Origin of the sequence: Achromobacter agilis, assembly GCF_900496965.1 — a bacterium.
GTDB classification, from domain to species: domain Bacteria; phylum Pseudomonadota; class Gammaproteobacteria; order Burkholderiales; family Burkholderiaceae_B; genus Achromobacter; species Achromobacter agilis.
In genome coordinates this window covers 44,002-54,324 of sequence record NZ_UFQB01000021.1, presented here as the reverse complement: position 1 = coordinate 54,324, position 10,323 = coordinate 44,002, and the positions used below count along the sequence as shown (strand labels likewise).

10 protein-coding genes are annotated in these 10,323 nt (G+C 65.7%); 4 read left to right on the top strand and 6 right to left on the bottom strand.

Annotated features, from left to right (window positions below):
* Positions 1 to 23: 23 nt before the first annotated feature.
* Positions 24 to 1,346 carry an ArgE/DapE family deacylase gene (locus AGI3411_RS21835; protein WP_129529423.1) on the bottom strand — a complete coding sequence of 441 codons (1,323 nt, stop codon included), beginning with the start codon at positions 1,344 to 1,346 and terminating at the stop codon, positions 24 to 26.
* Positions 1,347 to 1,574: 228 nt separating this feature from the next.
* On the opposite strand from AGI3411_RS21835, the gene AGI3411_RS21830 reads away from it, so the two are divergent.
* Entirely contained in the window at positions 1,575 to 2,348 is a 774-nt protein-coding gene (locus AGI3411_RS21830; RefSeq protein ID WP_129529422.1) for an IclR family transcriptional regulator, read from the top strand.
* A 167-nt stretch (positions 2,349 to 2,515) separates the two neighbouring features.
* A complete protein-coding gene (locus tag AGI3411_RS21825) occupies positions 2,516 to 4,132 on the top strand; it encodes an ABC transporter substrate-binding protein (RefSeq protein WP_129529421.1) in 1,617 nt (538 codons plus the stop codon).
* A 47-nt stretch (positions 4,133 to 4,179) separates the two neighbouring features.
* On the opposite strand, the gene AGI3411_RS21820 is transcribed toward AGI3411_RS21825, so the two are convergent.
* Positions 4,180 to 5,079, bottom strand: a complete 900-nt coding sequence (locus AGI3411_RS21820; protein ID WP_129529420.1) for an SMP-30/gluconolactonase/LRE family protein — start codon at positions 5,077 to 5,079, stop codon at positions 4,180 to 4,182.
* Positions 5,080 to 5,424: 345 nt separating this feature from the next.
* Between AGI3411_RS21820 and AGI3411_RS21815 the strand changes: the two genes are divergently transcribed.
* Together AGI3411_RS21815 and AGI3411_RS21810 are read left to right on the top strand one after the other, a co-directional pair.
* Positions 5,425 to 6,726, top strand: coding sequence for a dicarboxylate/amino acid:cation symporter (locus AGI3411_RS21815; RefSeq protein ID WP_208748154.1), 1,302 nt, complete (start codon positions 5,425 to 5,427; stop codon positions 6,724 to 6,726).
* 135 nt (positions 6,727 to 6,861) lie between these two features.
* Entirely contained in the window at positions 6,862 to 7,239 is a 378-nt protein-coding gene (locus AGI3411_RS21810; RefSeq protein ID WP_129529418.1) for a hypothetical protein, read from the top strand.
* Between the two features lie 46 nt (positions 7,240 to 7,285).
* Here AGI3411_RS21810 and AGI3411_RS21805 read toward each other — a convergent pair whose 3' ends face one another.
* The 4 genes from AGI3411_RS21805 to phnL all read right to left on the bottom strand — a co-directional run bounded on the left by AGI3411_RS21805 (position 7,286) and on the right by phnL (position 10,322).
* Positions 7,286 to 7,720, bottom strand: coding sequence for a hypothetical protein (locus AGI3411_RS21805; RefSeq protein ID WP_129529417.1), 435 nt, complete (start codon positions 7,718 to 7,720; stop codon positions 7,286 to 7,288).
* Between the two features lie 103 nt (positions 7,721 to 7,823).
* Positions 7,824 to 8,366: an MOSC domain-containing protein gene (locus AGI3411_RS21800; RefSeq protein WP_129529479.1), complete on the bottom strand. Its 543-nt coding sequence runs from the start codon at positions 8,364 to 8,366 to the stop codon at positions 7,824 to 7,826.
* A 31-nt stretch (positions 8,367 to 8,397) separates the two neighbouring features.
* Positions 8,398 to 9,597, bottom strand: a complete 1,200-nt coding sequence (locus AGI3411_RS21795) for an alpha-D-ribose 1-methylphosphonate 5-triphosphate diphosphatase (RefSeq protein WP_129529416.1) — start codon at positions 9,595 to 9,597, stop codon at positions 8,398 to 8,400.
* Between the two features lie 2 nt (positions 9,598 to 9,599).
* Positions 9,600 to 10,322 (bottom strand): phosphonate C-P lyase system protein PhnL, encoded by a 723-nt coding sequence (gene phnL / locus AGI3411_RS21790; RefSeq protein WP_129529415.1) that lies wholly within the window; start codon positions 10,320 to 10,322, stop codon positions 9,600 to 9,602.
* Between the last annotated feature and the right edge of the window lies 1 nt (position 10,323).

Below are 10,323 nucleotides of genomic sequence, written 5' to 3'. Positions count from 1 at the left end.
AAGAAGGGAAACCGCGGACGGGCTCAGGCTTGCAGCGGCTCGACGCCGCACCAGTCGTGGATGAACAGCGCGAGCGAAGTCGCGACGCGCACCATGCTGTCCACCGATACGCATTCGTTGAAGCCGTGCACGTTCTGCACCTTGGGGCCGTAGCAGGTCACCGGCACATCCATCATCAGTCGGAAATGGCGCCCGTCGGTGGTAGCCGTCAGCGCGGTCGGCTGGGGCAGTTCGCCGGCGACGCGGCGATGGGCGTCGGCCAGCAATTGCATGGCGGGGACATCCAGGTCGTACTCGCAGCCTGGCGCATGGAATCCTTCATAGCGGACGTCGATGCGCACATCGCTATCGGTCAACGCCGTCTCGACGGCGCGGATGCGCGCTTCCACCAGCTGCTTGGCGGCGTCGATGGTCATGTCCGGATAGCAGGCGATGCGCATGCCCAGCGTGCAGACGCTGGGTACCGAGGAATTCCAATCGCCGGCATGGATCTGGCCCAGGTTGAAGTTGATGGGATGCTGGTGCTCGCGATAGGCGGGATGCCTGTTCTCCGGCAGATTCCATTCGTGCTCCAGCTGCTTCATCGCGTCGACGATGCGCAAGCCGGTTTCGACCGGGTTGACGCCGGTGGTCATATAGGCTGCGTGCGCCGGCCGGCCCACAATATCCACATACATCCAGAACACGCCGAGCTGCGCGCTCATCATGCGTTCATGGGTGGGCTCGGGAATGACCACCGCGTCGAACGCGCTGAGCTTGGCGGCCGCGATGGCGCTTTGCAGTGCCGACACGGTGGCCAGCGTGCCGTTGCCGGTGTTTTCCTCTTCCAGGACGCCGTTGAAACCCACCGCTCCGGCGGGCTGGAAGCCCAGGTCGCGCAACGCCCTGAATGCCGCCAACGCACATACGATGCCCGCCTTCATGTCTCCCGCGCCCCGTCCATACAGCCAGCCGTCGCGCAACTCGCCGTCGAACGGCGCCGGGTCCCAGAGCTCATGCGGGCCGGTGGGCACGACATCCAGGTGGCCGTTGAACAGCACGGCCCGCCCGCCCTGGCCGCGAGGCTCGTGACGCGCCAGGACGTTGTAGCGGCCGCCGTCGGGGCAGCAGGCCGGCGAGTAGAGCGGCAGGTTCTTGAGTTCCTCGGTACGAAGCGCGATGCGCTCGGATTCCAATCCCAAGTCCGAAAGCGCGCCTTCCAGGAACTCGGCGGCGGACGTTTCCTGGCCCGGCAGGCTACGGCACTGTACGAATCCGGTCAGCGTGTCGGTCATGTACTGGCGAAGATTTCCCACGGCTTCGGCGATATGGTCCTGGTCCAGGCTGGCTGCTGCGACGGCACTCATTGCGCTTTCCTTATCGAGGTTGAAGTTTTGAATATCATAGGCATCAATATTTGATACTTAGATATCTATATTTGTCATGATAGAGTTCACGAATGCGTGGGACAAGACGGCGACCATGAGTGATTTCCCTAGCCCTCGCGGAAATCGCTTGCCGCTACATTGCGTATCCGCATGCGCGGCGCGAGCCAACGCTCGCCGCAAAGACCAAGAAAAATTGGAGTAATCAAGATGGCCACGACCGAGACCCGGTTCAACCAATCCCTGGCAAAAGGCTTCGGCATCCTGGAAGCTTTCTCCAGCCACCCCGGCCCGCTCAGCCTGAACGAACTGACGGAACTGTCGGGGCTGGATCGCAGCTCGACCCAGCGGATGCTGCACACCCTAGTGGCGCTGGGCTACCTGGAACGGGGCAGCAACCAACGCGGCTATGTGCTGGGCAAGAAAATCCTGGACCGCACTTTCGACTTCCTTCGCAGCCACCCCTTGCTTGAGCGCGCGACGCCCATCCTGGAACAACTGCAGCAGGAATGCGGCGAACGCGTCGACCTAAGCCTGTTCGATGACCTGAGCATCGTCTATGCGCTGCGGCGCCAGACCAAACGCCAGACCTTCTACGCCACGCTGGTGGGCCGGCGCATGCCCACGTTCTCCTCGTCGGGCGGCCGGGCGATCATGTCGCACTTGCCGGATGCGGAAGTCGACGACATCCTGGCGCGCAGCGATTTGCGCCCCTTGACGCCCAAGACCATCATCGATCCGGAACGGATTCGCGAGCGCGTGCGAGAAGCCCGCATACAGGGTTACTCCATCTGTCTGGAGGAAAGCATGGTGGGCGAGATCGTGCTGGCCAGCGCGGTCGTCGATCACAGCGGCCGTCCCCAGGCCGCCATCCACATCTCCGGCCTGCTGGCCGAGTGGACGCTGGACTCTTTTTCGCAACGCTTCAGCTCGCTGGCCATCTCCGCGGCACGCGCGCTCAGCGGCCGCCCGAACCGCAGCTGAATCGCCGCTTCCCCGGGGTAATCCCTAGCGCCGGCCGCCTTGCGCGGCCGCGTCCACTGCTGCACCATAATCAACTTGGATTCTTAAGTATCAATAATTGATACTTAAGATTTAACAAAATGGCGGCCCTTGGCAGGCCACGGCGCCGCCGTCCAAGGAGGTGTGCCTTGAAGTGCAATATCGTCCGCCGCGCCCTCGTGCAGGGGCTGCTGGCCGCCGCCGCGATCACCGCATTCCCCGCCGGCGCAGCCGCCCCCGCGTCCCCGTCCGGCGCCCAGCCGCAGTACGGCGGCGTACTGACCGCCATCCTGAACCCCGAGCCGCCCAACCTGAACGTGGCGATGCAGCAGGTGGGCACCACACAGATGGTGGCCGGCAAGATCTATGAAAGCCTGCTGACCTACTCCTTCGATCTGAAGCCGCAGCCCAGCCTGGCGGCGTCCTGGGACATATCTCCCGACCAGTTGACCTACACGTTCCACCTGCAGCCCAATGCGCAATGGCATGACGGCAAGCCCTTTACGTCCGCGGACGTGGTGTTCACCTACACCAAGATCCTGGCCAATACGCCGCGCACGCGTTCACTGATGCGCTATATCCAGGACATCACCGCGCCCGACGACCACACCGTTGTTTTCCGCTTGAAGGAACGCTACTCCGCCTTTCTGTATGCCTTCGATATCGGCGGCGGTGTCATCCTGCCCAAGCATCTCTACGACGTGGATACGCCCCTGGCGCAGAATCCGCACAACAATGCGCCGGTCGGCACGGGCCCGTTCAAGTTCAAGCGCTGGGAGCGAGGCTCGTATATCGAGCTGGTCAAGAACGAGCACTACTGGAAGGAAGGCCGTCCCTACCTGGACGGCATCACCTACCGGGTCATCCCGGACGCAGCTTCGCGTCGTCTGGCGCTCGAGCAGCGCACGGTGCAGCAGGCCTGGCTGCAAGACATCGAACCCTTCGATATCCCGCGCGTATCCAAACTGGCGCATATCAACGCCACGCAGAAAGGCTACGAGTACTGGTCCACGCTGCACTGGATCGAAATGAACGAAGCGCGCAAGCCGATGGACGACAAGCGCTTCCGCCAGGCGGTGATGTACGCCATCGACCGCGAGTTCATCGCCAAGCGCATCATGTTCGGCATGGGTACGGTCTCCACCGGGCCGTTCCACCGCAATACGCGCTTCTACGACGCCAACATCAAGCAGTACCCGTATGACCCCAAGAAGGCCATCGCCCTGCTGGACGAGATGGGCCTGAAGCCCGACGCCAAGGGCGTGCGCGTGAAGCTGGGCCTGATTCCCAACCCCTACGGAGAAATGCAGCGCCGCATCGCGGAATACACCAAGCAGAGCCTGGGCAAGGTCGGTATCGTCATCGACATCGAGAACACCGACGTCGGCGGCTGGACGACGCGCATGGGCAACTGGGATTTCGACATGGCCTACAACGGCGTGTTCCAGTACGGCGACCCGGCGATCGGCGTCTCGCGCACCTACATCAGCAGCAACATCAAGAAGGGCCTGGCGTTCACCAACACCTCGCAGTATCGCAATCCCAAGGTGGACGAGCTGTTCGACCAGGCGGCTACCGCCCCCACCGATGAGGAACGCCAGCGCCTGTACACAGAAGTGCAGAAAATCCTGGCAGAAGACGTGCCGCTGGCGTGGATAGACGACACCAACTACTCCACCTTCCTGGACAAGCGCGTGCATGACGCCATCACGACGGGCCTGGGCGCCGTGGACACGTACGCCGACGCCTGGATGGAACCCAAGTAGCAGCGCCCGGTTGCGAGCGCCGCGCGCGAGCGGCGCCCGCTCTTGCCCTACGGCCTGCCGGCGTGCGGCACGTCCACCCGCGTCATCAGGATCCGGGCCTCGGGCTTGGCCCTGCGGTTGGCTTCGATGAAGTCCGGCGCCGCCGCCATGAACAGGCTGCGGCCGTCCGGTCCGCCCAGGGCGGCCGCGAAAATGCCGAATTCGCCCGTGTCGATCTGCTCCAGTATCTTGCCGCCGCGCGCCACCCGCACGATGCGCTTGCCGATGGCGTCGGCGACCCACAGCGCCCCTTCCGCGTCCAGGGCGCCGCCGTCGGGCCCGATGGCGGATGCCGCGATCAGGACGCCCAGGTCGTCGCTGTCCGGCAGCGGACCGAAGTTCGCCCAGTCGCGGCGCGGCCCCAGTCCGCCATCGGCCAGGATGTCGAATTCGGAAATGCGGTTGCCGAAGGTCTCGTTGACGATCATGGTCTTGCCGTCCGGCGTAATGAAGGAGCCGTTGGGAAAGCACAGCCCATCCGCCACGATCCGGGCGGCGCCGTCGGGCTCCACGAGCACGATCGTCGTATTGCGGACCGGCTGCCCGCCCATCAGGTCGAAACCGAAGTTCCCGACGTAGGCCCGGCCCTGGGCGTCGACCACCATGTCGTTGATGTGGCCGCCCGTCAGCGCAGACAGATCGGCGTGGACCGACAGCGCGCCGTCCGGCTCCCGGCGCAGGAGCTTGCGGTCCTTCATGGAGGCGATGAGCAGGCGGCCGTCGGGCAGCCAGCCCAGCCCGGAGGGCTGCTGCGGCACGTCGCAGATCCGTTCCACCTGGCCGGCCAGGTCCACGGCGAAGACCTGCCCGGTATAGAAGTCCGACGCCCACAAGCGGTTCTCGTGCCAGCGCAGCCCCTCCAGATAGGTGTATCCGGACGCCAGCACGGCCAATTCGCGTTTCGGCATTGTCTTGTCTCCTTTTGCCTTTTTCGCCCCTTGGGCGGGGCGGTTTCAGTGTTGTGCCCGGGTCCATTCTGGCACGGCGGCAGGCGATAGCGCGGCGTTTCCAAATTGATACAAACCCGCTATCGGCCCGCCCGCGGGGCGTCCGTAGCAGGCCGCCGCCGATCCGCGCGCTGCTGACAACTGGCTGTCAGGTTCGCGGCGTTAACATCGCGCACCAAGGGTAAACCCGCAACTTCCGGGCCTGCCCTGGCATGTCTGTCACCGGACCCGCTCGCCCGCCCCCCCATGCCGGCGGACCCGGCCCCCTCGGGGCCAGGCACAGGGTCGCCGTTTTCCGTTTTGATCATGAACACTAAGAAGCTGACGCGTTACATCGGCATCGCCATGGTGCTGGGCATCGTGGTGGGCTACTTCTGCCACAAATATGCGCAGACTCCCAAAGAGGCCGCGCAGATCGCCTCGTACTTCAGCCTAATCACGGACATCTTCCTGCGCATGATCAAGATGATCATCGCTCCCTTGGTGTTCGCCACCCTGGTGACCGGCCTGGCCAGCATGAGCGACGCCAGCGCCGTGGGCCGCATCGGCATGCGCGCCATGATCTGGTTCATCAGCGCCTCGGCCATCTCGCTGCTACTGGGGCTGTTGCTGGTCAATATCTTCCAGCCGGGCGCGCACCTGAACATGACGCTGCCGGACGTCAGCGCCTCCTCCGGCCTGAAGACGGGCGACTTCACGCTCAAGGCCTTCCTCACGCACGTGTTCCCGCGCAGCATCGTGGAAGCCATGTCCACCAACGAGATCCTGCAGATCCTGGTGTTCTCGCTGTTCTTCGGCGCCGCGCTGTCGTTCATCCGCGGCAAGGGCCACAACACCATCTACAACATGATCGACGAGCTCGCCAAAATCATGTTCCGGGTAACCGACTACGTTATGCGCTTCGCGCCGCTGGGCGTGTTCGCCGCCATGGCCGCCGCCATCACGACCGAAGGGCTGGGCGTGCTGGTCAGCTACGGCAAACTGATCGGCGAGTTCTACCTGGGCCTGGCGCTGCTGTGGGCCGTCCTGTTCTCCGTCGGCTACCTGTTCCTGGGCAAGTCCACGTTCCGGCTGGGCGGCCTCATCAAGGAACCCACGCTGCTGGCGTTCTCGACGGCCAGCAGCGAATCGGCCTACCCCAAGACGATCGAAGCGCTCACGCGCTTCGGCGTGCCCAAGCGCATCTCGGGCTTTGTCCTGCCCCTGGGCTATTCCTTTAACCTGGACGGCTCGATGATGTACCAGTCCTTCGCGGTGCTGTTCATCGCGCAGGCCTACAACATCGAAATGAGCTTCACGCAGCAGCTGACGCTGCTGCTGGTGCTGATGGTGACCAGCAAGGGCATGGCCGGCGTGGCCCGCGCGTCGCTGGTCGTCGTCGCCGCGACGCTGCCAATGTTCCATCTGCCGGAGGCCGGCCTGCTGCTGATCATGGGCATCGACCAGTTCTTCGACATGGGCCGCACGGCCACCAACGTGGTGGGCAACAGCCTGGCCACGGCGGTCATTTCCAAGCTGGAAGGCCCCCAGGAAACGCCCGAGTCCGAGCTGGCGTCCGGCGAGGCGGACGACGCCCCGGCAAGCCTGCCCGCGACGCAGCGCGCATAAAAAAAACGGGCCGCAAGGCCCGTTTTTCATGGGGCAGCCCCCGCTTGACCCGCGGAATCGCCGGGAGCAACATATAAACCCTTTGCCCGACATACCGGCGCGCCCCGCCTGCACATCCCGCGCCGTCCGCAAGCCATGATCTCCTCACGCCTGCGCCGTACCCTGGCGGCCGTCGTCCTGACGGCCGCCGCGCCCGCCTCGTATGCCTGGACGCGCATTTCCTGCGACCTTGGCGGCACCGTGGCCAACCTGCCGGAACAAATGCGCCAGTACCGCATCGACGGCACGGAAATCACACTGCTGATGTTCAGGCTCAAGGTCAGCAGCGCGGACATCCCCGAGGGCGCCCGCGCCGATACCGATTGCAGCGAATTCCTCGATCGGGAAATCGACGTGGTGCTGGACAATGCCGGCGCCGGCGCCGTGCGCAAAGGCAAGCCCCTGAAGATGCGGTACCGCTATGACGATTCGCTGGGGCAGTCGCAGGCCATCCGATTCGAGCTGGTCCGCTAGGGCGTGCCCGCGCCGAACGGCGCCGCGCGCACGCCCCAGGGCGGCGTCAGTCGTTTACCGAGCAGGAAACCGGCGCGCCGTCCTCGAATTCCACGTCGTACGTGTGCACCGGGTCCCAGGGCAGCGTGAACCACAGTTCGTAGCCGTCGCCGTCCTCGTCGAACAGCCACAGGGCGCGCAGCACGGCCTTTTCCGCCATCGCTTCGGCGGTTTCTTCCTGCAGCAGCTGGTTGTCTTCCAGCCCGAGCTTCTTGCAGTGCTCGTAGGAGTAGTTGTCGAGCAGGAAATCCGCGGCGGCGAGGATCTGCTCATCGAGATTGTCGATGATGGCCTTGACCACCTTGGCCGCGCCGCCGCCGGGCTCTTCGCCATCGGTCTGGACCATCACGTGGATGGGCGGACGCCCCTCGCCCGCGGCGACGTTTTCGGCCGCCCACAGATCAGGTTCTTCGAGATCCTGGGTGAAATTGATTCGTGCCATCGCGCGCTCCGGAAAAAGGGTCGCCGTCCGCCGGAAATGCGGCAGCGCTCTTGCCGTCATTTAACCAGATGCGCGGCGCCGCGTCCCCGCATTGGCGGATATTTCAAACACGCTCCAGCGGCAAATGCGGCAAGGCCGGCAGCGCGACGCGGACGGAATCGCCCGCGCGCACCTCGCCGCCTTCGATCACGATGCCCATCACGCCCGCCCGGCGCATCAGGCTGCCATCGGGGTGCCGGCCCAGCACGGCGGCCGTCAGGCCCTGCTGGTAGTTATCCAGCTGTGCGCAGGGATTGCGCAGGCCGGTGATCTCCACCACCGCGGACTCGCCAAGGTGCAGCCGCGCGCCGCGCGGCAGGCCCAGCAGATCGATACCCCGGGTGGTGATGTTCTCGCCCATCGTGCCTTCCGCCACGTTGAAGCCGGCGAGCTGGAGTTCGTCATGCAGCTCGCCGTGGATCAGGTGCACCTGCCGCAGATTGGGCTGCGTCGGATCCGCCTTGACGCGGGAGCGGTGCTTGACGGTAACGCCGAGATGGGCATCGCCCTCCACGCCCAGCCCCGCCAGCAGCATGATCGCGGGCACGACCGGTTTGCTGAACGAATGCGCGGCGCTACGCGCCACGGCGGTCACGATGGAATTCATCACGTTGCCTTCCTGTCGGTGTTTCGCTGCCTCAGGCTGCCAGGCCCTGCGGCTCGGCAATCCGGGTCTCGGCCGCGCGCAAGGGGGGATAGTGGGCCGAGAATACCAGCCGGCCCGCAGACCATGTGTGGCTGATCAGCGGCTGCCCGCCCACTTGCGCCACCGCCACCAGGTCGGCGCGCAATCCCGGCGCGATGCGGCCCCGGTCCGACAGGCCGCAAGCCTGCGCCGGGTTCAAGGTAACCAGCGCGGCCGCCTGCGACAGGGTCAGGTCGGTCTGCGCCGCCACCGCGAACGCCGCGGCGATCAGCGTGGACGGCTGGTAATCCGAGCACAGGCAGTTCGCCACGCCCGCGCGGACGGCATCGATGGCGCGCATGGAGCCGCTCTGGCTTTGGCCGCGCAGCACGTTGGGCGCGCCCAGGATGGTCGGCAAGCCGCAGGACACGGCGGCGCGCGCGGTATCCAGCGTGATGGGGAACTCGCTCATCGCCACGCCCAGGTTGCGCATGGTGGCGATCCGGTGGATCGAGTCGTCGTCATGGCTGGCGGTGGGGATGCCCAGCCCCTGGGCGTGCGACAGCAACGCCTCCACCCGCGCCACCGCGCCTTCCTTGGCGTGGACCTTGGCCTCTGCGGCCTCCTCGGCCTGCTCGCGGCTCATGGCGTGGTTGCCCATCATGTATTGCAGATAGGACTCCAACGTCTTGAACTGCCCCTGGCCCGGCGAATGGTCCATGACGGACAGCAGGTCCACCGCGCCTTCGTCCATCAGCGCGCGCAACACGTCCACGGAGGTAGCGTCGGTGACTTCGTAGCGGCAGTGGATGCGGTTGTCGACCAGGCTGTGCCGGCGGAACGCGCGCACCGTGCGCACCACTTCGGCCGCCGTCTGGTTGTTGCGCACGCCCCATTCGCTGTTGGCGAACGACAGCGCGTGATAGGGCGTGGTGATGCCGGCGGCGGCGTTGCGCCGGTCCACCTGCGCCACGGCGAAGTCCAACGGGAAAAGCACGCGCGAGCGCGGTTCGGCCTCTTTTTCGATCGCATCGCAATGCAGATCGATCAGGCCCGGCAGCAGGGTCTGGCCACCCAGATCGATCTCCCGGCCGGCGCGCGCGCCGGCCGGCTCGATAGCGACGATGCGGCCGTCGTCGATCAGCACGGCGCTGTCTTCGAGCACGCGGTCGGGCATGACCACGCGGGCGTGGGTAAGGTAGGTGCTTTGCATGATCAGGCCTCCATGTCGGCCGTGGCCGCCAGCGCGGGACGCAGCGTCAGGATCTTGGTGGCGACGGCGTCGCGCACCTCTTCGTCGTGGAAAATCCCCAGCAGGCAGCGGCCTTCGGCGCGGGCCTCGTGGATCAGCTCGATCACTACCTTGCGGTTGTCGGCATCCAGCGACGCGGTGGGCTCGTCCAGCAGCAGGACCGGATGTCGGGCGATGAAGCCGCGCGCAATGTTCACGCGCTGCTGCTCGCCGCCGGAGAAGGTGGCCGGGGCCAGCCCCCAGAGGCGGGCGGGCACATTCAGGCGCTGCAGCAGCGCGGCGGCCCGCGCGCGGGCCGTTTCGGCATCGACGCCGGCCGCGCGCAGGGGCTCCGCCACCACGTCCAGCGCGGCCACGCGCGGAATCACCCGCAGGAACTGGCTGACGTAGCCGATCACGTCCCGGCGCAAGGCCAGGATGCGCTGCTCGGGAGCGCCCACCAGTTCGACCCACTGGTCCCCGGACCGCACGCGGATGCTGCCTTCGGTGGCGAGGTAGTTGCCGTAGAGGCAGCGCAGCAGCGTGCTCTTGCCGGTGCCCGACGGTCCGGCGAGCACGAGGCAGTCGCCGGCCGAGGCGTCGAAGTCGACCGCGTCGAGCACCGGCAGGCGCATGCCGCCCTGGTTATGCAGGGTGAACATCTTTCCGAGGCCCCGCACCTCGATCATGGGAGTCGTTGCGCGCATG